Here is a 24317-nt window from a genome sequence, read left to right on the forward strand (position 1 = left end):
AAAGAAAGAAAGGAAACAGGGCATTCGGCAAGGCGGCGCCAGGCCGCCTGGTGCATCGTTCAAGCGATACGGATGTCGACGTCGATGTTGCCGCGCGTCGCCTTCGAATACGGGCAGGTCTGGTGGGCCGCATCGACGATGCGCTGCGCGACGTCGCGATCGAGCCCCGGCACGCTCACGTTCAGCCGGGCCTGCAGGAAGTACGCATTGCCGGCGGTGCCGAGATCCACTTCGGCGTCGACCGCGAGATCGGTCGGCAGCGTCACCTTCGCGGCACGCGCCGCAAGCTGCATCGCGCCGATGAAGCAGGCCGACCAGCCGGCCGCGAACAGTTGTTCCGGGTTGGTGCCGGTGCCGGCGCTGCCCGGCGACGACAACTGGATGTCGAGGCGGCCGTCGGCACTGCGCGCCGAGCCGTCGCGGCCGCCCGAAGTCGTATGCGTCTTGCCCGTGTACAGCACTTTTTCGATCTTGCTCATCATTTGCTCCGTCAGTTGGGTGGTTTGTTTCAGATGCGATTCGATCGCATGCGATGGAGTTTCGTCGAGACGACTCCCTCCGTCAAGCGCATTCGATTAAATCGCATGCGATATTTTGTATTTCAATGTATCTCGAACGTGTACAGCTTTGCCGGACAAGGCTTTCGGGCGATCCGCCCCCGATATTCGACGCGCGACGCATCCGGGCAGGGCAGGTGAAAACGCCCGGGAATGGCTGGCCGCCCCGCAGGGCGGCCGATCGGTCAGGCCGGGTCGATCTCGGCGATCACGACGAGGATCACGGCCGCGTCGGCCGGCAACTGGCATTGGGAGAAAGCCGAGCGCGCGTGGCCCGCCTTGCCGCCCAGTACCGCGGCGAACAGGTCCGACGCGCCGTCGATCACGGCCGGCTGCCCGACAAAGCCGTCGGCCGAACTCACGTGCCCCTCGACGCGCACGATCTTGCGCAGGCGCTCGAACCCGCCCAGATGCCGGCGGATCTGCGCGAGCACGTTCAGCGCCGCGACCCGGGCGGCATGCTTGCCTTCGTCGACGCTCAACTGTTCGCCGACGCGGCCCGTATAAGCGACCTTGCCGTCGACCAGCGGCAGTTGTCCCGAGACGAACAGCAGGTTGCCGGCTTCGCTGACGGCCGTATAGCTGCCGAGCGGGTTCGGCGGCTCGGGTAACGCGAGGCCGAGGTCGGCCAGTTTCTGTTCGACGGTCATGTCGTGCTCCTTGCGGGAAAAGGGTTCGGGCGATCGGTGCTGCCTGTGAGTCACTGTAGTCATGCGGCCGAAGCCGGTAAATGTCAGCAGCGCAATTGATTCACGACGCGGTGTAACGAATCGCGCCGTGCGCGTCCGCTGGTTTCCGCCACGAGATTCATGCACACTCGGCGTCATCGCGCGCCACGCGCCGGAGACGGCAGGAATCGCCTCATGCAACGACAATTCGACGATCTGCTGCTGGGCAGCATCGAGCTGTTCTGCCTCGCCGCCGAACTCGGCAGCTTCACGCTGGCGGCGAACGCGGCGAGCGTCACGCCGGCCGCGGTCAGCCGGTCGGTCGCGCGGCTCGAGGCGCGTCTCGGCGTGCGGCTGTTCGTGCGCACGACACGCCAGATCCGCCTGACCGATTCCGGCCGCCGCTATTTCGAGCAATGTCGCGACGCGCTGTCGCAACTCGTCGACGCGGAGCGCGAGGCGACCGGCCAGCAGGCGACGCCCGCCGGCGTGCTGCGGATCAGCATGCCGACGCCGTACGGGCACTATCGCGTGCTGCCGCTGCTGCCGGCGTTTCGCGAGCGCTATCCGGATGTGCGCGTCGACACCCACCTGAGCAACCGCAACATCGACTTCGCCGAGGAAGGCTACGACCTCGCGATCCGCGGCCGCGCGCCGGCCGATTCGAACCTGATCGCACGCAAGCTGGAGGATGCCGAACTCGTGATCGTCGCGGCGCCCGGCTACCTGAAGCGCGCGGGCATGCCGACCGCCGTCGACGATCTGCATGCACACGAATGCATCCAGTTCGAGCTGCCGAGCAGCGGGCGTACGATTCCGTGGCTGTTCAACGATGGATCGGAGGGGATCGACGTCGCGACGACCGGCAGCTACGGTACATCGGGCGACTACCTTGCCGGCGTGACGCTCGCGCGCAGCGGCGCGGGCCTGTTCCAGACCTATCGCTTCGTCGTCGAGCAGGATCTGCGGGCCGGCACGCTCGTGGAAGTGCTGCCCGGCCTCGGCGGGCGGTCGCTGCCGTTCATGCTGCTGTATCCGCATGCGCGCTTTTTGTCGTCGCGCGTGCGCGTGTTCGTCGACTTTCTCGTCGAGCATCTGGCGCGCGCGCCGGCCGGGCGGCCGGCCGAGAAACGCACCAAACGAGCCGGCGCATCGCGCTAGGCGCGCCGGCTCGCGGTTTCGACGCCGCGGCTCAATGCCCGGCGCTCTGGCCGCCGTCGACGTGCAGGATCTCGCCCGTGACGAACGGCGCCGAATCCAGGTACAGGATCGCGTCGACGATGTCGCTCATTTCGCCCATGCGGCCGACCGGATGCAGCGATGCGAGCGTCGCGTGCGTTTCGGGCGCGTGCATCGGCGACTTGATGATCCCGGGCGACACCGCGTTCACGCGAATGCCGGCCTTCGCATACTCGATCGCGAGCGACTTCGTCGCCGCATTCAATCCGCCTTTCGTCAGCGACGCGAGCACCGACGGCACGTTGCTGTTCGCGTGATCGATCAGGCTCGTCGTGATGCTGACCACGTGGCCGCTGCCGTGTTTCTGCATCGCGGCGATCGCATGCTGCGTGACGTGGAAGAAGCCGCTCAGGTTGACGTTCGTGATCTGCGCGTAGTCGTCCGCGGTGTACTGCGTGAACGGCTTCGCGATGAAGATGCCCGCGTTATTGACGAGCGTGTCGACGCGGCCGAAGCGTTCGATGGCGGCGTCGACCACGCGCCGTGCGACGGCCGCGTCGCCGATGTCGCCGGCGACGGTGACGAGGTCGGGATCGTTCGACGGCCCGATCGAACGTGACGTTGCGACGACGCGATGGCCGCGGGCCCGGAATGCGTCGACCGTTGCCGCGCCGATGCCTTGCGATGCCCCGGTGACGATGATGACTTTGGATGCGCTCATGATTTGCCTCGATGGGTGAAGGGTTCCCGGCTTCGGTGCCGACCGGATCCGTGAATCCGATGGGCGAACTGTAGGCGCGCCGGTTGCGATCTCGAATACCCACCGTGGAGCAACAGTCTTGCGTCGGGGGAACAAATGCGGGGAGGGGTGGGGGACTGCGGCCAGGGTGGCCCGTCGGGACGTGGAGGCGTGGAGTAGGCGGTCAAAGACCGGGGATCGCGGCGGGGCGTCGCCCGGCTGCACGACGCCTCTTCACTGTCATGTCAGCCGAAATGCCCGCGATTTTCGCGGCTGAACTGCCATGCGCCACCACTGCGGCGGGTGCCCGCCCAATCGGCGCTCGACGTCGCACTCAAGCCCCTCGATGCGCTGCGCGAATGTTCAAGCGTGGCGACACCTCACCGAAGGGATCCATTTTCGTGTGGCTTGACGAGCCGATTCGTCTGCCGCGGAACACGCAGCTGGATAACACAACACTGACGTCTGGATAACTTTTCTTATCACAACAGCACGATTGGAAACCAAAACTCGCCGATTCGAAAACGCGTCTGATGCCCAACTTCCGGGCCGCCTTCGTGCTTCTCGCGGTCGAACCGAGGGCAGGGAAGCGAACATTCGTCGTGCACGCCCTCAATCCGGCGCGTTGATCCGCGCCAGCAGCACCGTCAACACATCGGCCGTCACGCGCGCGACACCCTGCGAAGTCGTATCGACGAGCGCATGCGCGCATTCGCGATACAGCGGGTCGCGCAAGCGGTACAACGCGGCGAGCGTTTGCCGCGGGTCGGCCACCCGCAGCAGCGGCCGGCGCGTGTCGTCGCGGGTGCGGCGCCACAGCGCGTCCGGGTCCGCATGCAGGTAGATCACGCAGCCGCGCTCGTTCAGGCGCGCGCGGTTGCGCGGATTCAGCACCGCGCCCCCGCCGGTCGCCACGACGACGTTCGGGCGCTGCGTCAGTTCGTCGACGATGTGCGTCTCGAGCAAACGAAAGCCGCTTTCGCCGACCTGATCGAACAGCGCGGCGACCGAGCGTCCGGTGCGCCGCTCGATCTCGTCGTCGCTGTCGACAAACGTCCAGCCGAGCGACGCCGCGAGCGCGCGGCCGAGCGTCGACTTGCCCGCGCCCATCATGCCGACCAGGAATGCGCGGGCGGGCAGGGCGCGCGCGTCGGCCGCCGCGACGACGGTGCTCACAGGCGCCGCGCGAGCGGCCAGCCGGCCCGCGTCGCCGCACAGATCCGCCGCGCGCGCACCGCGTCCGACAGGGTGTCGAGCGCCGCGCCGGTGGTTGCGTCGTCGGCATCGAGCAGCGCGCCCAGCACCTGCCCGTCCGGATCGCCGGCCGCGATGTGCTCGGCCGCATCCGCCGCGATGGTTTGCGGTGTGCGCTCGGACGCGTCGTCGCGCTCGGGCCGCCGCCATCCGTGGCGCAGGTCGCGCCATCGCACGACCAGGCCGCAGAACAGCCCGCCGCCCGGCACGGTTGCGTCATCGCCCGGCGCCGCCGCGTCGCCGGGCGTCGCGCACTGCGTGACCCAACTCGCGAACTCGAGCAGCGACGCGTCGTGAGCGAGCGTCGCCGCGTCGAGCGCGACGGTCACGCCGGCATCCCGCAACCGCCCGAGCAGCGGCCGCACGCCGTCGTGCGCGCCCCCGCATGGCTGCAGCAGCACCTCGAGTTCGTCCTCGTGACGGTCGACGAGCGCGCGGTGCCGCTCGAGCGCGGCCGGCTCGAGCAACGCCTGCGCGGCCTGCCGGACGATGACGAGCGCGCGATCGTCGCGACGCTCGACGATCGCACCGACCCGGCGCCGGGCGCGCGCCACCCCGGCGCTCACGTGCCGCTCCCGACATGGCGCGCGCGCATCACAGCGAACCCTGGAATTCGAGCACGCGTGCCTTGAACTCGTCGGGCACGGCCTGCGTCGTGTTGTTCGCGTAATCGAACATCACGTGCGTCGACATGCCGCGCGCGACGATGGTCTGGTCGTCGCGCTCCATCAGGTGTTCGAGATCGAAGCTCTTGCTGCCGAAACGCACGATGCTCGACCGGATCGTCAGGTTGTCGCCGAATTGCGCCGGTGCGAGGTACTCGCACTGCGTCTTCACCATGATGTGCGGCAGCTTCTCGCTCCGCGGCAGGCCGAGGAGATCGAACATGTAGCTGAGGTACGAATGCTGCAGATAGTCGTAATAGACGGGACTGCTCACATGCCCCATCGAATCCGTATCGCGATACTTGACGTGAATGGGCGTTTCATAATGACGCTTCGACATGGTGATTCTCCGCAATGACTGGGTTGATTTATATAGTTGTTCCTGATTGGCCCGTCAGGAATTTGAAAAATTAATCGAACGCCTATCGGGACGCCACTATCAGAACGAATAGCGATCCGCCTGGATGCGCCACGTACTCCGCGGCCTCAACCCGAGCAAGTAATCCCGAGTTCCCCGTTGAAAATGGAAATTCCACCCCGCCAAACATCTCAAAATAGGCTGAGCTGAAGCGTCAATTTCCGGGAATCTCGCTTATCTCTGTCATTCATAAGGTTATGAATTAGAAACTGGTAAATATGTTAGTTGCGCTCGTAAAGAGCCATTCAATACAGTCGCGCTGTAGTAAAAAATCCACCGAATTATCGACAGGAGGGCAGTCCCCATGCATGCGAATACCTGGACGACGCACCGCGACGCCGTGCTGCACTTGCCGTCCCCCGCGGATCTGGCCGGCGCGCTGCAGCCTGCGTTGCGCGCGTCGCGCACGGTTCATCTGGCTCGCCACGCGATCGTCGACGTGTTGAACGGCACGGACGACCGTCTCGTGGTCATCGCCGGCCCGTGCTCGGTGCACGACCCGGCCGCGGCGCGCGACTATGCGGCGCGGCTCGCGCTGCAACGCGCGCGATTCGCGGACGAGCTGGAAATCGTGATGCGCGTGTACTTCGAGAAGCCGCGCACGACGGTCGGCTGGAAAGGGCTCATCAACGATCCGCTGCTCGACGGCAGCGAACGGATCGACGCGGGGCTGCATACGGCCCGCGCGCTGCTGTGTGACATCAACGGGGCGGAGATGCCGGCGGCGACCGAGTTTCTCGATCCACTGTCGCCGCGCTATCTGGCCGACCTGGTCGCATGGGGAGCAATCGGCGCGCGCACGGTGGAATCGCAGGTGCATCGCGAGCTTGCGTCGTCGCTGCCGATCCCGATCGGCTTCAAGAACGGCACCGACGGCAACGTCCAGGTGGCGGTCGATGCGATGTGCGCGGCCGCGCGAGCGCATCGCTTCCTGTCGGTCGATGCGGGCGGGCGGCTATGTGCGACGGCGTCGCCCGGCAATCCGCACACGCATGTCGTGCTGCGCGGCGGGCGCGAACCGAACTTCGACGCGGCCGCCGTGAATGCCGCATGCGAGCGCATGGTGGCCGCGAAATGCGCCCCGCGCGTGATGATCGACGTCAGCCACGGCAACAGCCGCCGCCAGTTCCGCAATCAACTGGGCGTCGGCACGGCCGTCGCCGCGCAGGTCGCGGCCGGCGACACGCGCATCGTCGGCGTGCTGATCGAGTCGAACCTGATCGAAGGGCGCCAGGATCTCGTGCCCGGCATGCCGCTGCGCTACGGGCAGAGCATCACCGATGCGTGCCTGTCGTTCGCCGATACCACGCAGCTCCTCGAGACGCTCGCCTACGCGGTGCGCGCGCGACGGCGCGGCCATGCGCCGGCGCCGGACCGCGAGTTCGCGCACGAGCCGCTGCTCGCGTGCTGCGCGTGAGCGGCCCGGCACGGCGGAGTCAGATTGCGGCTTCGTCGTAGATCCGTGTCGCGTCGCCGGCCCACGCGTCGCGATAGCGGGCGAGCCAATGCTCGGCCTGGGTCGGCGCACCGGCGACGATCTCGTCGAGCGGCGCGAGATATACGGATTCGTCGCGGCCGGCCGCGTCCCTGCGTGCCCGCGCGCGCAGGCCGCGATGCGCGATCGCCAGCGCATCGGCCGCGAATGCGCGCAACGAGCGGCCGTCGACCGATGCGCCCAGCCCGAAACGCGGCACGTCGCGACGCAAGGTCAGCAATGCGCCGCGGTCGATCACGGCGGCCAGCGTCTCGGCCTCCGACAGCGCGGCCGGATCGTACAGCAGGCCGGTCCAGAACGCGGACAGCGCGACCATCATCGCGGGCGAGCCCGCATCGGCGCCGCGCATCTCGAGATAGCGCTTGAGCCGCACTTCGGTGAAGACCGTCGTCAGATGGTCGGCGAAATCGCCGAGCGTCGGCGTGTCGCCCTCGAGGTGCGGAATGCGGCGTCGCATGAAATCGCGGAACGTCCATCCCGTCGCATCCGTGTAGCGGTCGCCGCGCCGCACGAAGTACATCGGCACGTTGTCGAGCAGCCAGTTCACGTAGCGCTCGAAACCGAAGCTGCGCGACAGGAACAGCGCCGGCGCCCCGCAGCGATCCTCGTCGGTGTCGAGCCACGTGTGTGCGCGCGTCGACAGCAGGCCGGTCGGCCGGCCCTCCGCGAACGGCGAATTCGCGAACAGCGCGGTGGCAACGGGCTGCAGCGCGAGCGACACGCGCATCTTGCGCGCCATGTCGCTTTCCGACGCGAAATCGAGGTTGACCTGCACGGTGCAGGTGCGCTGCATCATGTCGAGCCCGCGCGTGCCGACGCGCGGCATATAGCGCTGCATGATCCCGTAACGCTGTTTCGGCATCCACGGCAGCGCCGCGCGCGCCAGGTGAGGGTGAAAACCCAGCGGCGCGCAACGCAGGCCGAGCGGCTCGCACGCGTCGCGGGCCGCGGCAAGGTGCGCATGGAGTTCGGCATGCGTGTCGTGCAGCGTATCGAGCGGCGCGCCCGACAGTTCGAGCTGGCCGGCCGGCTCGAGCGAGATCGCGGCGCCGTCGCGCTGGATCACGCCGACGATCCGTCCGGCATCGACGATCGGCGTCCCGTCGCCTTGCAGCCGCGCGAGCACCGCGGCGATCCCCGAGGGCCCGTCGTAAGGCGCGGCGGCGTGCGTCGCACGCGCGACGACGAACTTCTCGTGCTCGGTCCCGATCCGGAATTGCGCGGCCGGCTTGCAGCCGGCGGCCAGATGATCGGCGAGCTGTTGCTCGGAGACGATCGGCGTGTGGTCCGACCCAACGGCATTCGACATCGACACCCTCCACAAGTCACATTGATCGACCGACCGGTCGGTCACGAGGCGACTATAGCGACGTCGATGCGGGTGCTGTACTGGCAGGGGTGATAGGGGCGGGGCAAAACCGCACTGCGCTACGGCTGCCGTCGCTTCGCGAAGTAATGCGCGGGCGAATCGCCGAACGCGCGGCGGAACATCGCGATGAAGTTGCTCGGCGTCGCATAGCCCAGCGCGTCGGCGATGTTGGCGACGCTGTCGCCGCTCGCGAGGCGTTCGAGCGCGTGCGTCAGGCGCGCCTGCTGACGCCATTGCGCGAAGCTCGTGCCGGTTTCCGCGACGAACAGCCGGCTCAGCGTGCGGGCGGACAGCCCGGCCCATTCGGCCCACGCTTCGAGCGTGCGGCTGTCGTGCGGCTGACCGAGGATCGCGTTCGCGATGCGCAGCAGCCGCCGGTCGCGCGGCATCGGCAGGTGCAGCGGCTCGTGCGGCGCACGGCGCATCTCGTCGAGCAGCACGAGGCTGATGCGCGCCTGCTCGATGTCGAGCCGATCCTGGTCGGCCCATGACACCGCGCGCCGCACGAGCGCGCGCATCAGCTCGGTGATCGCGATCACGCACGGCTGATCCGGCATGCGCCGGCTCGCGGCCGGTGCGATCACGACGCTCCAGCCGCTCAACGCGCCGCTGATGCTGACCTTGTGCTGCTCGCCCGGCGGAATCCAGCCGGCGCGATGCGGCGGCAGCAGCCACGAACCATGCGGCGTGCGCACGTGCGCGAAACCGCTTTCCACGCAGAACACCTGGCCGCGCAAATGGCTGTGCCAGTCGACCTCGCGGGTGCCGAGCCGGTAGGTGTTGCTGCCGTCGTCCTCGCCCCAGACGGCGATCAGCGACGGGCCGTCCTCGCGCTCGCTCGGATCGGAGTCGGCGCGCTGCACGGTGCGTGGGGGAGAAGTGTCTCGGATGGGCATGGCCGGAATTCATTATTTTTTGTCTAAACAACATTATCAGCTTTGTCCGGGGGCGTCCAACAATGCGTGTCGTGTTCAAACCGATACGAAGCAGAGGAATGCGATGCATGCAGCACTTGCTCCCTGGACACGCGATGCCGGCGCACTGCGCGCCATGTCGCGGATCGCCGTCGCCGCGGCGCTCGTCATGCTCGGCGCGTGCGCGAGCCGCGACGGGCTCGCACCGGCCGGCACGCTGCGCGGTGCCGATACGCTCGCCGCATCGCGCAGTCTCGCGCACGCACCGACCGCCGACTGGCCGGCCGCCGACTGGTGGCGCGCGCTGAACGATGCGCAACTGAGCGCGCTGATCGACGAGGCACTCGCCGGCAACCCCGATCTCGCGACCGCCGATGCGCGTGCCCGCGAAGCGCAGGCACTGGTGATCGAGGCGCAGGCCGCTCGGCTGCCGCACCTCGTCGGCCGCGCGAGCGCGAAGGCCGAGCGGCTGTCCGGCACCCAGTTTTCGTCGGGCGAGGGCGGCGGCTTCTTCAGCCACACGCGCGAGATCAATCTCGGCCTGAGCTGGGATCTCGATCTGTGGGGCGGCCGCCGTGCCGCGTGGGAAGCCGCGCTCGGCGAAGCGCGGGCCGCGCAGGTCGATGCGCAGGCCGCACGCGTACTGCTGTCGGTCAACGTTGCGCGCGCCTACGTGAATCTCGCGTACGCATTCGATCAGCAGGACGTCGCACGGGCCGAATACGAACGTGCCGACGAAGCGCTCACGCTCACGCGCCAGCGCGTCACGAAAGGCATCGACAACGTCGCGCAGCAGCGCCAGGCGGAAAGTGAAGTCGCGGCCGCGATGCGCGAGCAGGCCCGCGCCGCGCAAGCGATCGACAGTGCACGCATCGCGCTCGCGATCCTGCTCGGCGCGGGCCCCGATCGCGGCCTCGCGCTGGTGCGGCCCGCGCCGCTGCCGGCTGCCGCGCTCGCGGTGCCGGCCGACCTGCCGGCCGCGCTGCTCGGCCGGCGCGCCGACCTCGTCGCCGCGCGCTGGCGGGTCGAGGCCGCCAGCCGCAACGTCGCGGCCGCTCGTGCAGATTTCCTGCCCAACGTCAGCCTCACCGCGCTGATCGGGCTCGCGACGCGTGGCGGCGCCTCGCTGTTCCAGGCCGCGTCGCGCACCTACAACGCCAGCCCGGCCGTGAGCCTGCCGATCTTCGACGGCGGCGAACGGCGCGGTGTGCTGCGCAGGCGCGACGCGCAGTACGACCTCGCGGTCGCCGGCTACAACAAGACGCTGATCGGTGCGATCGGCGAGGTGGCCGACGACCTGCACCGGCTGCATTCGCTCGGCGTGCAGACCGACGCGCAGCAGCGTGCGTTCGACTCCGCCACCGATGCGTGGCGGCTCGCCGACGCGCGTTACCGGGCCGGTGTCGGCAGCTACCTCGACGCGCTCGTCGTGCGCCAGCAACTGCTGGTCGCGAGCCGCGAGGTCGCCGCGCTGCGCGCGCAGCGCGCGGACCAGTCGCTGCAACTCGTCGCCGCGCTCGGCGGCGGCTTCCGCGCCGAGCCGGACGACGCCGCGCTTGCCGCCACTCCTTCCCAACGTCCTTGACATCGAACCATGAGCAGCGACAACTCCTTGCAGACTCCCGCGCGACCGGCCACCGTCGATCCCGCCAGCGCCCGCCAGCAGCCGGCGGCCGACCACACCGCCGCGCCGCGCGCGCCGGGCGGCCCAGGTGGTCCTGATGCCCGCGCGCAACCGGCACCGGGCGGTGGTGCACCCGCAACGCCGCCGGCACCACCTGCACGGCGCAAGCGTCTGGTGCGCGCGCTCATCGCCGCGTTCGTACTCGGCATCATCGGCTGGGGCATCTGGTACGTGATCGTCGGACGCTGGTACGAATCCACCGACAACGCGTACGCGCAAGGCAACGTCGTCGAGCTGACGCCGCAGGTGACGGGCACCGTCGTGTCGATCGACGCGGACGACGGCAACCTCGTGCGCGCCGGCACGCCGCTCGTCCGCCTCGACCCGAGCGACGCGCAGATCGCGCTCGCAACCGCGCAGGCCGATCTCGCGGCAACGGTGCGCAAGGTGCGCGGCCTGTACAGCAACGAGCGCGGGCTCGCGAACAGCATCGATGGCGCACGCGCCGAACTCGATACGCGACGCACCGCGCTCGACAAGGCGAAAGCCGACTACAGCCGCCGCGAGGATCTCGGCCGCTCCGGCGCGATTTCACGCGAGGAGCTCGCGCATGCACGCGACACGCTGACGTCCGCGCAAAGCGCATACGCAGCCGCGCAAAGCGCGCTCGCGACGCTGAGCGAGCAGCACCAGACGAGCAAGGCGCTGATCGACGACACCGCCGTTGCGTCGCACCCGGACGTGCAGGCCGCGGCCGAACGGCTGCGAGCCGCCTACCTCGCGCATGCCCGCACCGACATCGTCACGCCCGTCACCGGCTATGTCGCGAAGCGGACGGTGCAGGTCGGGCAGCGCGTGTCGCCCGGCGTGCCGCTGCTCGCGGTCGTGCCGCTGCGCGAGCTGTGGGTCGACGCGAACTTCACCGAGAAGCAGCTCGAGCACATGCGCATCGGGCAGCCGGTCGAACTGACCGCCGACCTGTACGGCGACGCGGTGCGCTATACCGGCCGCGTGCAGAGCCTCGGCGTCGGCACCGGCAGCGCGTTCTCGCTGCTGCCCGCGCAGAACGCGACCGGCAACTGGATCAAGATCGTGCAGCGGCTGCCGGTCCGCATCGAACTGACCGACCCGGCGCAGCTCGACGCGCATCCGCTGCGCATCGGCCTGTCGATGCACGCACGCGTCGACCAGCACGACCGCAGCGGGGCGATGCTGGCGCATCGCGAGCAGCGCGCGCCGGTATTCCGGACCGACGTGTACCGCGACGAGCTCGCGCGTGCCGACAGCCTGATCGCCGACGTCATCCATGCGAACCTGCCGGCGGCGGTGCGCGCGGAGGCCGTGCGATGAGCGGCCCGATGGCGGCCGCCGACAGCGGCTTTCGTCCGTCGAGCGTCGGGCTGACGACCTTCGGCCTCGCGCTCGCGGTCTTCATGCAGGTGCTCGACGGCACCGTCGCGAACGTGTCGCTGCCGACGATCGCCGGCAACTTCGGCGTGAGCACGACGCAAAGCGCGTGGGTCGTCACGACGTTCTCGGTCAGCAACGCGATCGCGCTGCCGTTGACCGGGTTTCTCGTCAAGCGCGTCGGGCAGGTGCGGTTGTTCGTATGGGCGACGCTCGCGTTCACGTTCGCGTCGCTCCTGTGCGGCTTCGCGCAGAACCTGCCGCAGCTCATCGCGTTCCGCGCGCTGCAGGGCCTGGTGGCCGGGCCGATGATCCCGACCACGCAGGCGCTGATGCTGTCGATCTATCCGCCGCAGCGGCGCGGCTTCGCGTTGTCGATGATCGCGATGGTCACCGTCGTCGCGCCGATCGCGGGGCCCGTGTTCGGCGGCTGGGTCACCGAGCATTACTCGTGGCGATGGGCGTTCCTGATCAACCTGCCGATCGGCGTGTTCGCCGCGATGTGCGTGTTCGCGCAGTTGCGTGCGCGCGTCGAGACGACGGTCGCCGCGCGTGTCGACTATGTCGGCCTCGCCGCGCTCATCGTCGGCGTCGGCGCGCTGCAGATCGTGCTCGACAAGGGCAATGAGGCCGACTGGTTCAACTCGACGTTCATCGTCGTGATGTCGGTGGTCGCCGCGTTCGGCATCGCGCTGTTCGTGATCTGGGAGCTCAACGAGCCGAATCCGATCGTGAACCTGCGGCTCTTCGCGCATCGCAACTTCGCGGCCGGCACGCTGACGCTCGTGCTCGCCTATTCGGCGTTCTTCGCGGTCAACGTGATCGTGCCGCAGTGGCTGCAGCGCACGCTCGGCTACACGGCGTTCTGGGCCGGGCTCGCCGTCGCGCCGATGGGCGTGATCCCGGTGCTGATGACGCCGTTCATGGGCAAGTACGCGCCGCGCTTCAACATGCGCGTGCTCGTGTGCTGCGCGTTCGCGATCCTCGGCACGTCGTCGTTCCTGCGTGCGGGTTTCGTGCCCGACATCGACTTCACGCACATCGCGCTGATCCAGCTGCTGCAGGGCCTCGGCCTCGCGCTGTTCATCATGCCGATCAACAGCATCCTGCTGTCCGACCTGAAGCCGGACGAGATCGCCGCCGGCTCCGGCCTGTCGACGTTCCTGCGCACGCTCGGCGCGAGTTTCGCGGTGTCGATCACGTCGTTCCTGTGGGACCGGCGCGCCATTCTGCACCACGCACAGCTCAGCGAGCACGTGAGCGCGTTTGATCCGGCCGTGCGTGCCGAAGTCGCCCGGCTCGGCGGCGGCGATCCACAACGCGCGGCCACGCTGCTGAGCAACCTGGTCGATGCGCAGGCGTACCAGATCTCGTTCAACGACGTTTCGTTCGCGCTCGGCTGCGTGTATCTCGCCGTGATCGCGGTGGTCTGGCTCGCCCGTCCGCCGTTCGGCCCTGGCGCGGCCGCGAAACGATGAAGCGGGCGCTGCGCGGCCCGTTCCGACCCATGCTGTTCAATTCGATGGAGGTTGTCCTAATGCCTACCCACCACGCCGGCGCCATGCCGCCCGACCTGGCGACGCTCGCCGTGTTCGACGTGACGGAATTTCCGTTCGTCGTCGTGCGCAACGATGCGATCGCATCCACCGGCTACGCGCAGCGCTGGCTCGACGACATGCACGTGCTGATGCGGCACGGCGAGCCGTTTGTCATGATCTTTCCGCCGGCCCGCCCGGACGAAGCGCACGACGACCGCAAGGAACGCGGCATGTGGCTCAAGCAGAACCGCGCCGCGCTCGCCGCGGTCTGCCGTGCGCTCATCACGATCGAACCGGACCCGGCCGAACGTGAAGCGGCCCGCGCGAACGCGTCCGGTATCGAAAAGGCGTTCGGCATGCCGTTCGACGTGGTGGCTTCGCTCGACGATGCGAAGCAGGCAGGCCGGCAACGTCTGGCTGAGGCGGTCTAGCGCGGCCCGTTCGCGCGCAACGTCTCGAACCGTTTGCGCAAGTCCGCCTGAATGCAGATTCCAACTAAACGAACGGGGTGGCTTGTATGTATGGACTGGATTGTCTGAAATGGTTGGTACCCGGCGACACGGACGCGTCATGGCAGAGAATGACCGACGCAGCCGCCGGAATGGGGTTCGACAAGGTCGTGCTGATCGTGTTGCCGTTTGCCGGCGCGTCGTTCGATCTCGCGCGCAAATGGAGCAGCGGCGTGCCCGGCTGGACGGCGCTGTACCGGCAGCGCCAGTTCGACCGCGTCGACCCGATGCTGCGGCACTGCTTCCGTTCGGCACTGCCGCTCGTCTGGGACGACGCACTGTTCGCGCTGCCGGAGCAGCGCCCGTGTTACGAAGCGGCCGCCGCGTACGGCATGCGCAGCGGCGTCGTGCTGCCGGTGCGCGGCGCGAAGGGGGAGGTCGGCATGCTGTTGTGCGCAAGCACGGACGAGCTCGCTGCCACGCGCGAGCACTGCGACCGCCATCTCGCGGTGCTGACGCTGCTGCGCGACGTCGCGTGCGAAGCGATCGCCGGCACGCGCTGCCATGCGCCGCCGGACAGCGTGCCGCGGCTCAGCCGTCGGGAAGTCGAATGCCTGCGCTGGCACGCGGCCGGCAAGACGTCATGGGAAATCGGCCACATCCTGAACGTGACCGAGTCGTGCATCAATTTCCACTTCATGAACATCCGCCGCAAGTTCAACGTGTCACGTCGTCATGAAGCCGTGCTGCGTGCGGTCGAGTGGGGCTTGATCAGCATCTCCGACGTGACGGTGCCGACCTGATGCCGGCGCATCGTCGAGCCAGCGGTCGAGAAACGCGCTGAGCCATGCGGCCGTCGCCCGGTCGTGCCGCCGGCCTTCGCGTGCCTGCGTCGCGAGATCCTGTGCACCGGGCGCCGACAGCTTGTGCGCGGCGGCCGTGCTCCAGCGCCGCATCATCGGATAGCTCACTTCCGGATGGAACTGGACGCCATATGCGCGCGGCCCGTAGCGGACGGCCTGGTTCTCGAAGTGCTCGCCGGTCGCGAGGATCTCGAGCCCGGCCACGCGCTCGAAGCCCTCGCGATGCCACTGGTAGACGTGCGACGGCCACGACCCGAGCCGGCGGCCGGCGGGCGTCGCGGCGATCGGCCAATAGCCGATTTCCGCGCGCCCGTCGCGATGCGCGGTGACGCGGCCACCCAGGTGACGGATCATCATCTGCGCACCGAGGCAGACACCGAGGAAGGGCGCAGACTCGCGCAGCGGCACGCCGATCCAGTCGATTTCGTCCTGGATCCAGCGATCGCCGTCGTTGGCGCTCATCGGGCCGCCGAACACCACGGCCCCCGCGTGATCGGCCAACGTTGCCGGCAGCGGATCGCCGAGCGGCGGGCGGCGAATGTCGAACGGATGGCCGCGCGCGGCCAGCAGCCGGCCGATCCGGCCAGGGCTCGACTGTTCGCGATGCAGGACGATCAGGATCGGACGAAGGGCGGAGTGCGTCATGTCGTGTCGGGAGGGTCGTGAGTTCGAGAGGTCGTGACGGTCGTCATGCAGGACGTCAGCCCGGCTGGCCGCGCAAAGCGTCGAACGACACCATCACCTGTTCGCGATACGCGGGCCGTCGGCACAGCCGGGCATACCAGGCCTCGACGTGCGGCAATGGCGGCCGCTCGACGTCGAGCGCGAAATAGCGGAACAGCGTCGCGCCGGCCGGAATGTCGGCCAGGCCCGGCGTCGCCCCGCCCAGGAAGGGCTGGGTCGACAACAACCGGTCGAGCAGCTGGAAATGCGTCGCGCTGCGCGCGGCCTTGTCGCGCACGAGCGCGTCGTCGCGCCGCTCCGGCGGCGTTCGCACGAGCGCCCAGAACAGCCCGGTCATCACGTCGGGTTCGAGCGCGGTCTGCGACCAGTCCATCCAGCGCTCCGCGCGCGAACGGGCGAACGCGTCGCGGCACCAGAACGGATTGTTCGGCACGCGCGCGGCGAGATAGCGCAGGATCGTGTGCGACTCCCACACGACGTCGCCGTCCCAGTCGATTACCGGAATCCGGCAGGTCGGATTCAGCGCCGCGAACGCGGGCGTCTGCAGCGAACCGTGTTCGCCGCCGGCCGCGATGTGCCGGTACGGCACGCCCAGCTCGCCGATCAGCCACAACACCTTCTGCACGTTGAACGACGTGCGGCGGCCCCAGACGGTCAGCATCGCGCGGCATCCTCGCAAGCGGTGGCCTGCTGCGCGCACGCCGCATAGCGCTCGAGACCGGCCGCGAGATCGGCGATCAGGTCGTCCGGGTCCTCGAGGCCGATATGCAGGCGCACGCCGCGGCTGTCGGCCGGCCAGCGTGCCGCGAGGCCGTGCGCGTCCAGCTCGAACGGCAACGCGAGACTCTCGTAGCCGCCCCACGAATAGCCGAGCCCGAACAGCGCGAGGTGGTCGAGAAACGCTTCGACCGCGCGCGGCGGCGCCGGCTGCAGCACGATCGAGAACAGCCCCGACGCGCCACGAAAATCGCGGCGCCACAGCGCATGTCCGTCGTCGCCGGGCAGGGCCGGATACAGCACGCGCTGCACTTCGGGGCGCGCTGCGAGCCAGGTCGCGACCGCAAGCGCATTGCGCTGGTGCTGACGCAGCCGCACGCCGAGCGTGCGCAACCCGCGCAGCGCGAGATAGACGTCGTCGGGGCCGGCGCACAGCCCGAGATCGCCATGCAGTTGCTTCAACGCGGGCCAGGTGCGCTCGCTGGCCGACACGGTGCCGAGCATCGCGTCGGAATGCCCGACCAGATACTTCGTGCCCGCCTGGATCGACAGGTCGATGCCGAACGCATGCGGCTGGAAGAAGAGCGGCGTGGCCCAGCTGTTGTCCGCGATGACCAGCGCGCCGTGCGCCTGCGCGAGCCGGACGAGCGCCGGGATATCGTGCATGTCGAACGTATAGGAGCCCGGCACTTCGATGTACAACGCACGCGTGTTCGCACGGAATGCGGCCGCGACGGGCGTACTGCCGTCGTACCAGGTCGTCTCGACGCCGAGGCGCGCGAGCACGCCTTCGCATGCATGGCGCACCGGGCCGTAGACCGATGCGGTCATCAGCAGGTGATCGCCTGGCTTCAGGCACGACAGCAGCGCGAGCGTGCACGCGGACAAACCCGACGGGCACAGCACCGCGCCGGCGCCGCCTTCGAGGCTCGTCACCGCGCGCTCGAGCGCGTCGGTCGTCGGCGTGCCGCGGCGGCCGTAGATATACGGCTGCGTGCGGTTCAGCAGATCGGACACCGTCGGGCTGAGCACGGTCGACGCGTGATAGACGGGCGGATTGACGAAGCCGTGCCAGGCCGCGCTGTCGCGGCCCGCGTGCATGAGCCGTGTGTCTTCGTGCATGCCGTCGTTCAATCGATCATGCAGGGTGCCGCCCGATTGCGACGGATGTGCGGCGGACTTCAAGGCCATAGCGCGCACCGTTCCCAGCGCTGACCGGCGCGACGGTACGCCTGCCGCGCGAAGCGGCGCGCGCTGTCGGCACGCCAGAATTCGGCTTCGTCCGGCGCGAGCGTGTACAGGTGCCAGTCGTCCGACACGAGGGCAGGGTCGGCGGCCAGCCGCGCGAGCTGCGCGTCGATCGCGCGCGTCAGGTCGGCGGGATCGTCGAGCCGCTCGCTTTGCCGGCCGGCCAGGATGCTCGCGCGTGAGCGCTCGGGGCGGCCCGCGAAATCCGCGCGGCCTTCGGCGGCCGGCAGGCGCTCGACCGGGCCGCTCAGGCGGACCTGGCTCGCGATCGCCGGCCAATAGAACGTCAGCGCGGCGAACGGCCGGTTTTCGATCTGGCGCCCCTTGGGGCTGCGCGTGCTCGCCGCGAAATGCCAGCCGCGCGCGTCGACGTTCAGCAGTACGACGGAGCGCGCGTCGGGCCGCCCGTCCGGGCGAACCGTCGACAGCGTCATCACCTGCGGTTCGACGGCGCCTGCGGCAACGGCTTCGTCGAGCCAGCGTTCGAATTGCGCTTGCGGCGTGTCGGGCCAGTCCTCGGCCGGAACGTGCGGTGCCGCATGTGCGAGGGTTTTCAGCGCCTTCAGGCGCGTGGCGATCGTATCCATGGCGAGCCTCAGGCGATGCCGAATTGCGTCGCGCGGGCGATCAGCCGATGCGCGGCGAGATAGTCGGGGACTTCCGCGAGGAAACCGTCGACGACGGCCGCGGCCACGCGGCGGCCACCGGATTCGCGTCGTGCGGTGTCGAACGCGTCGATCACGCGGCGGGCGAGGGCGACTTCATCGGCCGTCGGCGTCAGCACGCGATTCACGACCGGCACGAACTGCCCGTTGACGATCGCCTTGGCCTGGTATCCCAGGCCGCGCGACACGCGCATGTCGAGTTCCGCGCCTTCGTTGTCGGCATAGCTGTACGGACAGTCGATCGCGGTGACGCCGACCGCCGCGCATTCGACGCGAAAGCGCGAGCGCACGTAGTCGAGCTCGCGGCCCGCGCGGGTGCGCTCGGCCGCCATGTCGGCCACCATGTCCTCGGTCGCGACCAGCACGGCCGACACGCGCGGGCTCGAACGCGCGATTGCCATCGTGTTCACGAGGCCCAGCGTCGTCTCGATGTTCGGCACCAGTTCGGTCGAGCCGGGCGCGATATCGTATTCGCGCTCGAACCGCGTGACCGCTTCGTCGAGCGCGACGACCTGCTCGGGCGTGGCGACGTACGACATCATCACGATGTCAGGCCGGCCGCGCATCGCGGCGCGCAGGTCGTCGATGCCGCCCGCATCGAGCGGGTTCACGCGCACGGACGCAAGGATGCCGGCCTCGCGCCAGCCCGCGAGCACGCGTTCGCTGAGTTCGCGCGCGGCCGGACGACGGTCCGGCGGCGTAAAGGTTTCGAGTTCCTGGATCAATACGTCAGCGCCGCTCGCGGCGCCGTCGACGAGCGCATCGTGATCGGCGCCGGCGAGGAACAGCCAGGAGCGGCGCAGGCGGGAAGGGCGTCGGTGGGTCGTTGTCATGCGTGGATTCCTGTAGGGCTTGTGGTACGCGTATCGACGGCGCGGGCGTTCAGCCGGCACGCATCATCTGGTTGAAGATGTTCTTGCGATGCATTTCCTCGGTGCCGCCGACGCTCATGAAACCCAGCGCGTCCGACGCGAACGCGGCCACCGGCCCGGCCTGGTAGCCGAGGCTGCCGTACAGCCGCACGAGGCCGAGCGCGCCGTCGACGAGATCCTGCGCGCCGACCAGCTTCGCGATCGAGCAGGTCATCAGCGCCTGCGGGTGATCCGTCAGCAACTGCGCGAGCGCGCCGCGCGCGAGCCACGTGCCGCGCTCGATGCCGATCTGCAGGTCGACCAGACGGCGCTGCACGTACTGGTGCGCGTCGATCGTGCTGTCGAAGCTGCGCCGGTCGCGGCAATAGTTGATCGCGTCGCGCAGGTACGGCGCCGTCACCTGCGCGGCCACGAGCCCGTAGTACAGGCGGCCGAGCGAGATGATGTCGATCAGGTTGCCGAGCCCCGCGCCCGGTTCGCCCAGCAGCTGGCCGCGCGTAATCGGACAGTCGTCGAAGTGCAGCGCACCGGTGGGCAGGTCGTCGAGGCCGAGCTTGCAGTCGGGTTCGGCGACCGTCATGCCCGGCTGGTCGCGATCGACGATCACGAGCGCGGTGTTGCGTCGGCCGAGCGTCTCGATGCGCGTGACGACGAGGATGAAGCGCGCGAGCGGTGCGTGCGCGATGTTGAATTTGCTGCCGCTCAGTCGGTAGCCGTCGCCGTGCTCGACCAGCTTCGTCGCGATGCTGCGCACGTGGGTGCCGGTACCCGGTTCGGCGATCGCCGTCGCGCTCAGTTCGCCGCGCAGGATCGCGCCGAAATAGCGGTCCTGCTGGGTCGCCGTGCCGTATCGCTCGAGTGCGCGCACCATGCCGGCCTGCGCGATCACCGACAGCAGCAGCGCCGGGCGGCGGATCGACGATGCGAGCCCCTCGAGCGCCGCGGAAAAGTGCCACCAGCCGTGACCGTCGCCGCCGTACGTCTCCGGCACGATCATGTCCCACAGTCCTTCCTGGCCAAGCCGGGTCCAGCCGGCCTGGTCAAATCCGGCCGGCGTGCGAGCGTCGCGCTCCGCGGCGGCGATCTCCGTGCCGATGTCGCGAAAGCGCGCGAGCGTCGCATGCTGTTCCTGCGTCCAGTCAAAGGGCATCTGTCGTGTCTCCGGTCGAAGCGGCGCGGCCTTGGACGGCGCGCCAGCGATGCCGACAAGGTTAAGGGGGCAGGGACAGTGCAGGTACTGGCAATAGTGGTAGTTGCAGGGTGAATGAGCGACGTCAGCCGCCTGACCGGACGCCGCCTATAATCGCTATCAGCTTCTCCAGGAAATCGCGGTTACCAAGGTGGGGGGTGTCCAAATGGGACAGTGCCGTCGCATCTGTTCGCGCTTCGTCCTCGCAAGCTCGATCGCTGGTCTGACAATACTGGCGTGCCCGGGACACGCGCGCGCCGAGGAGGATCCTTCGAGCTCGCCGAGCGGACTCAAACCATCGGGGAGAACGCTCAACGTGTATGCGGTGTATGGCGACGGACGCGCGACCGAGGGTGGCGACATGCATTGGCGTGCGTACGAAGTCGGCTTCGGTGACGTCTTGAACGATTACCTGTCGGTCTACCTCGCGTACATGAACGAGGGGCATCCACTGGATCACCACCGTGACGGCTTTGCCGCCCTGGGTTCGTTTCGTTGGCCGGTCGGCAGTCGTCTGGCGCTCGAATTTTCGGCGGGCCCGTATTTCAGCATGGACACGACACATGTCGACGACCAGCCACGCAATGACAAGCGCTGGGGCGTGCGCGCGTCGGCAGCGGTGCGGTATTACGTCGTTCCCAATCGCTTCTTCCTCAAGCTGCAGTACAACCACGTCCAGATGATCGGCGGATTCAATTCCGACGCGGTGCTGTTCGGTATCGGCTCGGATTTCGGCGGCAATCCTGGCCCGGCGTTTTCGGACGGCAAGACGCAGGTCGGCGTTTGGGCCGGAACGTCGCAGACGAACCGTCCTCAAGTGCCGATCGAAAAGGGATACATGGTCGAAGTCAAGCGGCCACTCGGCAATGCGTGGGCCTATTCGGCGAGCTTCGTCTATGAAGGCAACAATGGCGTTGCCGGCCGACGAGGCGTGGCCGCGCAATTCTGGTACGTCGCGCCGATCAAGAGCAAATGGACGCTTTCGGCAGGCGTCGGTCCGTATCTCTCACGGGATCGGAACGAGGTCTCGGGCAGGACGCGACTCAATGCGTTGCTCAGCGCGCAAGTGGCCTATCAGATCACGAACGATTGGGAGGCGAGCTTGCGCTTCAATCGTGTCGCAACCCGCAACGACAAGGACCAGGACATGTTCATGGTCGGCGTGGCGCGCAATTTCTAGTGAATGACCTTGAATCGGTTCGGCTCCCGCATGCTCATGGTGATCAGTCCAGGTTGGCCCACGATGCGCTCCGGCAGTTCGGACCGCCGCCAGCATGCGCCGAAACCCTCGAGCTACGACATTTCAAATTTGCCCAGATACGACACTTCTACTTAGTTCGCGATTTTTCCGGTGATAATGTTGATTATGTCAAATTGATTTACTGAGTTCTCCGATACCGGGACGGGCGATTCTACGCGTGGCTGTTACGCCCCCATTCTGATAGGCATAGGTAGAATCCCGATCGAGTCATCCAAAAAAACTGAGAGAGGCTGACGCGCTACGCGCGTTCGTCGCATTTTCTAAGGGCTGAATCATGTTGCGAAAAATCGCAGTCGTCGGGGATACGTTGTCGACCGGCGGCAACGTCCTGCCGCACGGCGGACCACCCATCACCATGAACGGGCATCAGGTCGCGTTGATCGGCGGCCCGGCCTTCTGTGCTGCCTGCAAAGCAACCGGCGTCATCGCGAAATCTGGCGGGCCGTATCGCATGAGTATGGCGGGCGAATCGGCGCTAGATCAGGACATCGTCCTGTGTGGATGCCCGAAGCCACCCAAAATCATTGCCGGGCTTTGTGGCGAATCATGGTGCGACGACTTGATCGAAGGACACGGCAAGGTGATATCAAGCCTGACCGCTACGGGCGGCGTTACAGCGGTCAAGAAAGGCGCTTTCGACGAGCAAGTGAAGGCGACCGAGCATCAGGTGGAAGGCTTGCCGTATTACATCGAAACGGACGACGGCCGCGTGCATTTCGGCCGGCTTGACGAGAGCGGGACATTGCCGCGCGTCTACACCGGGGACGATCCGGGTTCCTACACCGTTCATTGGGGCGACGACGCGATCGCCAAGCACCACGGGGAATGATCGATGCCGCACACGAAACCGACCAAGATCGACACGAACAAGCAAGCGGGCTCACAGAAAGAGATCCCCGTAAAGGCGATAACGTTTAAAGAACTTTGGGATGCCTACCCTTCCGGCAATCCATACAACAACCCGGATTACGACAATCAGTGTGCTATCCGCCTAAGCGTGACCTTGCATCGTGTCGGCGTGGAAATGAAGTCGTTTTCACAGAAAACGGTCAAGCCCATGTCCGGATCGCCGACCATCGGTCGAATCAAGCTCGATGGCAAGGCGACCGCGACGCGCGCGGATGAACTCGGGGAATGGTTGCAACTTCAACCCTTCGCCGGGCTACCGAAAGCGGAAAACATCACAGGGGCAGATTGGGAATCGAAGGTGAAGGGGCGTACCGGTATCATCCAGTTTTCGCGCTACTGGTCGCGTGACGGTGAGTCCAGCGACAATGCGAGCGGCGGGCACATCGATCTGTGGAACGGGTCACGCCTGACCGTCAGCAGCGCCCCCGATGCGGTCGCGACATTTAGCCGGATGCTAGGTTATCAGGAGTTCCTGCCCGGCACGCACCTTGGTTGGTCAGACCTTCGGAATTCGAAGCAAATACTTTTCTGGGAAATCAAATAATGCGGCGTCTATTGGGAACGATCGGATTCGCGATCGCTGGACTCGTCAGCATAATTTCATGGTCTGCGGCCGATTCTCGCCTATGCACGGTCATCAAGGGCTGGTGTACGCCACCGGCCGGAACGTGTGGCGGGGGCGTTGACGCCTGTCGCGCCACAGCGGGCTCCACGATCGAACTGTTCGTGTACCTGTTCGGCCCGCCAGTCCTGTTCGCCGTGCTTGGCTTCTATTTGTTTTCGCGTCACCTCCCCGCGCGTACCGTAACGGCCTACCTTGCCGGAGCCGTGATCGTGCAGTGGGCACTATGGTTCCTCGCGGTTCGCATTCTCCACATCTAAACGACCAATAAAAAGGCCCGCATAGGCGGGCCGCGAAAATTCTCTGGTATGTTTACCGGTTCCTACACCTGAAAAACAACCGGAGCGAAAATGAGTTCGTCCAATAATAAACCAGTTGTGCCAAACCCACAGCCTGTATATCGCGGGCCGACGCGAGATGGTTTCAACAAGGGTACCCCTAGCCCACAACCTTCCACGCCACAACCGCAACAACGATAAATACGATCGGGCTGGCTGCGGCAGCAAGCCGCAGCTTATTCAAAGATTTGGCCACCTTGGCGTTACTACTTGCTGCCGTGTCGATTCGCTGCTGAAGGTTTTGAATCTCTTCCTCCTTCAACTCATCAACAGAAAATTCCGGTTGAAATATGTTCCGCGGTTCGTTGTATATCGATGGTAGCTCGCGAAAGACCAAGCACCGCACGACAAGCAGCAAATTCAAAACAAGGAACCAGCCCGTGAACGCAATCGCCCCAATTGACAGCCAGTTCAAACTGTGTTGCTCAACCGCCTTCGCCGCATAGGCGAGCCCACCTCCGAGTGCTGCAAGAAACACAGTCAGTGTCGTAGCGGCATCTTTCGCGATTACGTCCGCACATGCATGATGTGCCTTCAAATTCTCGATCGCAGACTTTTCAACCCATTCAAGCAATTCGCTCATCGCGGCCTCACAACAATTTCATATTGACATATCTTAACTCGGGCGCCTATTTCGACTTCCGAAAGTATGTCCTGTGCCGGCTCGCCGTCG

At 67.1% G+C, this 24317-nt stretch carries 25 protein-coding genes; 10 read left to right on the forward strand and 15 right to left on the reverse strand.

From position 1 onward, the window contains the following. Positions 1-59: 59 nt before the first annotated feature. Both CFB82_RS09525 and CFB82_RS09530 read right to left on the reverse strand, forming a co-directional pair. Complete coding sequence (locus CFB82_RS09525) at positions 60-479, reverse strand: organic hydroperoxide resistance protein (RefSeq protein ID WP_089484056.1); 420 nt, start codon at positions 477-479, stop codon at positions 60-62. Positions 480-742: 263 nt separating this feature from the next. Continuing rightward, on the reverse strand, positions 743-1207 hold the full coding sequence (locus CFB82_RS09530; protein WP_089483985.1) for a RidA family protein: 465 nt from the start codon (positions 1205-1207) through the stop codon (positions 743-745). 213 nt (positions 1208-1420) lie between these two features. Here CFB82_RS09530 and CFB82_RS09535 point away from each other — a divergent pair, with 213 nt between their 5' ends. After that, positions 1421-2386, forward strand: coding sequence for a LysR family transcriptional regulator (locus CFB82_RS09535; protein ID WP_089483986.1), 966 nt, complete (start codon positions 1421-1423; stop codon positions 2384-2386). Positions 2387-2417: 31 nt separating this feature from the next. On the opposite strand, the gene CFB82_RS09540 is transcribed toward CFB82_RS09535, so the two are convergent. The 4 genes from CFB82_RS09540 to CFB82_RS09555 all read right to left on the reverse strand — a co-directional run bounded on the left by CFB82_RS09540 (position 2418) and on the right by CFB82_RS09555 (position 5402). Further along, complete coding sequence (locus tag CFB82_RS09540; RefSeq protein WP_089445676.1) at positions 2418-3125, reverse strand: SDR family NAD(P)-dependent oxidoreductase; 708 nt, start codon at positions 3123-3125, stop codon at positions 2418-2420. Positions 3126-3755: 630 nt separating this feature from the next. Further along, positions 3756-4256: a shikimate kinase gene (locus tag CFB82_RS09545; RefSeq protein ID WP_089484057.1), complete on the reverse strand. Its 501-nt coding sequence runs from the start codon at positions 4254-4256 to the stop codon at positions 3756-3758. A gap of 59 nt (positions 4257-4315) precedes the next feature. Further along, a complete protein-coding gene (locus tag CFB82_RS43170) occupies positions 4316-4963 on the reverse strand; it encodes a hypothetical protein (protein WP_179255388.1) in 648 nt (215 codons plus the stop codon). A 28-nt stretch (positions 4964-4991) separates the two neighbouring features. Continuing rightward, positions 4992-5402 carry an acyl-CoA thioesterase gene (locus CFB82_RS09555; RefSeq protein ID WP_039354887.1) on the reverse strand — a complete coding sequence of 137 codons (411 nt, stop codon included), beginning with the start codon at positions 5400-5402 and terminating at the stop codon, positions 4992-4994. Positions 5403-5784: 382 nt separating this feature from the next. On the opposite strand from CFB82_RS09555, the gene CFB82_RS09560 reads away from it, so the two are divergent. Continuing rightward, entirely contained in the window at positions 5785-6897 is a 1113-nt protein-coding gene (locus CFB82_RS09560; RefSeq protein ID WP_089483988.1) for a 3-deoxy-7-phosphoheptulonate synthase, read from the forward strand. A 19-nt stretch (positions 6898-6916) separates the two neighbouring features. Here CFB82_RS09560 and CFB82_RS09565 read toward each other — a convergent pair whose 3' ends face one another. Continuing rightward, entirely contained in the window at positions 6917-8284 is a 1368-nt protein-coding gene (locus tag CFB82_RS09565; protein WP_089483989.1) for a glutamate--cysteine ligase, read from the reverse strand. 119 nt (positions 8285-8403) lie between these two features. Continuing rightward, positions 8404-9240, reverse strand: a complete 837-nt coding sequence (locus tag CFB82_RS09570; RefSeq protein ID WP_089445681.1) for an AraC family transcriptional regulator — start codon at positions 9238-9240, stop codon at positions 8404-8406. A 103-nt stretch (positions 9241-9343) separates the two neighbouring features. On the opposite strand from CFB82_RS09570, the gene CFB82_RS09575 reads away from it, so the two are divergent. The 5 genes from CFB82_RS09575 to CFB82_RS09595 all read left to right on the forward strand — a co-directional run bounded on the left by CFB82_RS09575 (position 9344) and on the right by CFB82_RS09595 (position 15079). Further along, on the forward strand, positions 9344-10843 hold the full coding sequence (locus CFB82_RS09575; RefSeq protein WP_089483990.1) for an efflux transporter outer membrane subunit: 1500 nt from the start codon (positions 9344-9346) through the stop codon (positions 10841-10843). Positions 10844-10852: 9 nt separating this feature from the next. After that, complete coding sequence (locus tag CFB82_RS09580) at positions 10853-12232, forward strand: HlyD family secretion protein (protein WP_089483991.1); 1380 nt, start codon at positions 10853-10855, stop codon at positions 12230-12232. Beyond that, positions 12229-13767 carry a DHA2 family efflux MFS transporter permease subunit gene (locus tag CFB82_RS09585; RefSeq protein ID WP_089483992.1) on the forward strand — a complete coding sequence of 513 codons (1539 nt, stop codon included), beginning with the start codon at positions 12229-12231 and terminating at the stop codon, positions 13765-13767. The genes CFB82_RS09580 and CFB82_RS09585 overlap by 4 nt, the downstream gene beginning before the upstream one ends. Before the next feature lie 59 nt (positions 13768-13826). After that, complete coding sequence (locus CFB82_RS09590) at positions 13827-14258, forward strand: hypothetical protein (protein WP_240159087.1); 432 nt, start codon at positions 13827-13829, stop codon at positions 14256-14258. An 86-nt stretch (positions 14259-14344) separates the two neighbouring features. Continuing rightward, on the forward strand, positions 14345-15079 hold the full coding sequence (locus CFB82_RS09595) for an autoinducer binding domain-containing protein (RefSeq protein WP_083265881.1): 735 nt from the start codon (positions 14345-14347) through the stop codon (positions 15077-15079). On the opposite strand, the gene CFB82_RS09600 is transcribed toward CFB82_RS09595, so the two are convergent. Genes CFB82_RS09600 through CFB82_RS09625 form a run of 6 tightly spaced genes read right to left on the reverse strand, consistent with a single transcriptional unit; the run spans position 15002 to position 20475 of the window. Then, positions 15002-15784, reverse strand: coding sequence for a glutamine amidotransferase (locus CFB82_RS09600; RefSeq protein WP_089483994.1), 783 nt, complete (start codon positions 15782-15784; stop codon positions 15002-15004). The two genes, CFB82_RS09595 and CFB82_RS09600, sit on opposite strands and share 78 nt — an antisense overlap. Positions 15785-15839: 55 nt before the next feature. Further along, the gene (locus CFB82_RS09605) at positions 15840-16484 is read right to left on the reverse strand and encodes a glutathione S-transferase family protein (protein WP_089445687.1); all 645 of its coding nucleotides are present in this window, start codon (positions 16482-16484) and stop codon (positions 15840-15842) included. Continuing rightward, entirely contained in the window at positions 16478-17662 is a 1185-nt protein-coding gene (gene metC, locus CFB82_RS09610) for a cystathionine beta-lyase (protein ID WP_089484058.1), read from the reverse strand. The genes CFB82_RS09605 and metC overlap by 7 nt, the downstream gene beginning before the upstream one ends. 59 nt (positions 17663-17721) lie before the next feature. Then, a complete protein-coding gene (locus tag CFB82_RS09615; protein WP_069248016.1) occupies positions 17722-18375 on the reverse strand; it encodes a pyridoxine/pyridoxamine 5'-phosphate oxidase in 654 nt (217 codons plus the stop codon). Positions 18376-18383: 8 nt separating this feature from the next. Continuing rightward, complete coding sequence (locus tag CFB82_RS09620) at positions 18384-19286, reverse strand: HpcH/HpaI aldolase/citrate lyase family protein (RefSeq protein ID WP_069248017.1); 903 nt, start codon at positions 19284-19286, stop codon at positions 18384-18386. Between the two features lie 49 nt (positions 19287-19335). Beyond that, complete coding sequence (locus CFB82_RS09625) at positions 19336-20475, reverse strand: acyl-CoA dehydrogenase family protein (RefSeq protein ID WP_089483995.1); 1140 nt, start codon at positions 20473-20475, stop codon at positions 19336-19338. Between the two features lie 205 nt (positions 20476-20680). On the opposite strand from CFB82_RS09625, the gene CFB82_RS09630 reads away from it, so the two are divergent. The 3 genes from CFB82_RS09630 to CFB82_RS09640 all read left to right on the forward strand — a co-directional run bounded on the left by CFB82_RS09630 (position 20681) and on the right by CFB82_RS09640 (position 23228). Beyond that, on the forward strand, positions 20681-21694 hold the full coding sequence (locus CFB82_RS09630; RefSeq protein ID WP_089483996.1) for a hypothetical protein: 1014 nt from the start codon (positions 20681-20683) through the stop codon (positions 21692-21694). A gap of 355 nt (positions 21695-22049) precedes the next feature. Beyond that, the gene (locus CFB82_RS09635) at positions 22050-22604 is read left to right on the forward strand and encodes a PAAR domain-containing protein (protein WP_089483997.1); all 555 of its coding nucleotides are present in this window, start codon (positions 22050-22052) and stop codon (positions 22602-22604) included. A 3-nt stretch (positions 22605-22607) separates the two neighbouring features. Then, positions 22608-23228, forward strand: a complete 621-nt coding sequence (locus tag CFB82_RS09640; protein ID WP_089483998.1) for a type VI secretion system amidase effector protein Tae4 — start codon at positions 22608-22610, stop codon at positions 23226-23228. 516 nt (positions 23229-23744) lie between these two features. Here CFB82_RS09640 and CFB82_RS09650 read toward each other — a convergent pair. Further along, positions 23745-24227, reverse strand: a complete 483-nt coding sequence (locus CFB82_RS09650; RefSeq protein WP_089484000.1) for a hypothetical protein — start codon at positions 24225-24227, stop codon at positions 23745-23747. Between the last annotated feature and the right edge of the window lie 90 nt (positions 24228-24317).

Origin of the sequence: Burkholderia sp. HI2714 (genome assembly GCF_002223085.1) — a bacterium.
GTDB classification, from domain to species: Bacteria; Pseudomonadota; Gammaproteobacteria; order Burkholderiales; family Burkholderiaceae; genus Burkholderia; species Burkholderia lata_D.

Excerpts from the sequence above, each read along its gene's own strand:
- CFB82_RS09590 (WP_240159087.1), top strand. The coding sequence starts at position 13,827 with ATGCCTACCCACCACGCCGGCGCCATGCCGCCCGACCTGGCGACGCTC.
- CFB82_RS09625 (WP_089483995.1), bottom strand. The coding sequence starts at position 20,475 with ATGCCCTTTGACTGGACGCAGGAACAGCATGCGACGCTCGCGCGCTTT.
- CFB82_RS09640 (WP_089483998.1), top strand. The coding sequence starts at position 22,608 with ATGCCGCACACGAAACCGACCAAGATCGACACGAACAAGCAAGCGGGC.
- CFB82_RS09580 (WP_089483991.1), top strand. The coding sequence starts at position 10,853 with ATGAGCAGCGACAACTCCTTGCAGACTCCCGCGCGACCGGCCACCGTC.
- metC (WP_089484058.1), bottom strand. The coding sequence starts at position 17,662 with ATGCACGAAGACACACGGCTCATGCACGCGGGCCGCGACAGCGCGGCC.
- CFB82_RS09530 (WP_089483985.1), bottom strand. The coding sequence starts at position 1,207 with ATGACCGTCGAACAGAAACTGGCCGACCTCGGCCTCGCGTTACCCGAG.
- CFB82_RS09525 (WP_089484056.1), bottom strand. The coding sequence starts at position 479 with ATGAGCAAGATCGAAAAAGTGCTGTACACGGGCAAGACGCATACGACT.
- CFB82_RS09650 (WP_089484000.1), bottom strand. The coding sequence starts at position 24,227 with ATGAGCGAATTGCTTGAATGGGTTGAAAAGTCTGCGATCGAGAATTTG.
- CFB82_RS09620 (WP_069248017.1), bottom strand. The coding sequence starts at position 19,286 with ATGACAACGACCCACCGACGCCCTTCCCGCCTGCGCCGCTCCTGGCTG.
- CFB82_RS09560 (WP_089483988.1), top strand. The coding sequence starts at position 5,785 with ATGCATGCGAATACCTGGACGACGCACCGCGACGCCGTGCTGCACTTG.
- CFB82_RS09615 (WP_069248016.1), bottom strand. The coding sequence starts at position 18,375 with ATGGATACGATCGCCACGCGCCTGAAGGCGCTGAAAACCCTCGCACAT.
- CFB82_RS09575 (WP_089483990.1), top strand. The coding sequence starts at position 9,344 with ATGCATGCAGCACTTGCTCCCTGGACACGCGATGCCGGCGCACTGCGC.
- CFB82_RS09540 (WP_089445676.1), bottom strand. The coding sequence starts at position 3,125 with ATGAGCGCATCCAAAGTCATCATCGTCACCGGGGCATCGCAAGGCATC.
- CFB82_RS09595 (WP_083265881.1), top strand. The coding sequence starts at position 14,345 with ATGTATGGACTGGATTGTCTGAAATGGTTGGTACCCGGCGACACGGAC.
- CFB82_RS09565 (WP_089483989.1), bottom strand. The coding sequence starts at position 8,284 with ATGTCGAATGCCGTTGGGTCGGACCACACGCCGATCGTCTCCGAGCAA.
- CFB82_RS09630 (WP_089483996.1), top strand. The coding sequence starts at position 20,681 with ATGGGACAGTGCCGTCGCATCTGTTCGCGCTTCGTCCTCGCAAGCTCG.
- CFB82_RS09585 (WP_089483992.1), top strand. The coding sequence starts at position 12,229 with ATGAGCGGCCCGATGGCGGCCGCCGACAGCGGCTTTCGTCCGTCGAGC.
- CFB82_RS09555 (WP_039354887.1), bottom strand. The coding sequence starts at position 5,402 with ATGTCGAAGCGTCATTATGAAACGCCCATTCACGTCAAGTATCGCGAT.
- CFB82_RS09635 (WP_089483997.1), top strand. The coding sequence starts at position 22,050 with ATGTTGCGAAAAATCGCAGTCGTCGGGGATACGTTGTCGACCGGCGGC.
- CFB82_RS09570 (WP_089445681.1), bottom strand. The coding sequence starts at position 9,240 with ATGCCCATCCGAGACACTTCTCCCCCACGCACCGTGCAGCGCGCCGAC.
- CFB82_RS09605 (WP_089445687.1), bottom strand. The coding sequence starts at position 16,484 with ATGCTGACCGTCTGGGGCCGCCGCACGTCGTTCAACGTGCAGAAGGTG.
- CFB82_RS09535 (WP_089483986.1), top strand. The coding sequence starts at position 1,421 with ATGCAACGACAATTCGACGATCTGCTGCTGGGCAGCATCGAGCTGTTC.
- CFB82_RS09545 (WP_089484057.1), bottom strand. The coding sequence starts at position 4,256 with ATGATGGGCGCGGGCAAGTCGACGCTCGGCCGCGCGCTCGCGGCGTCG.
- CFB82_RS09600 (WP_089483994.1), bottom strand. The coding sequence starts at position 15,784 with ATGACGCACTCCGCCCTTCGTCCGATCCTGATCGTCCTGCATCGCGAA.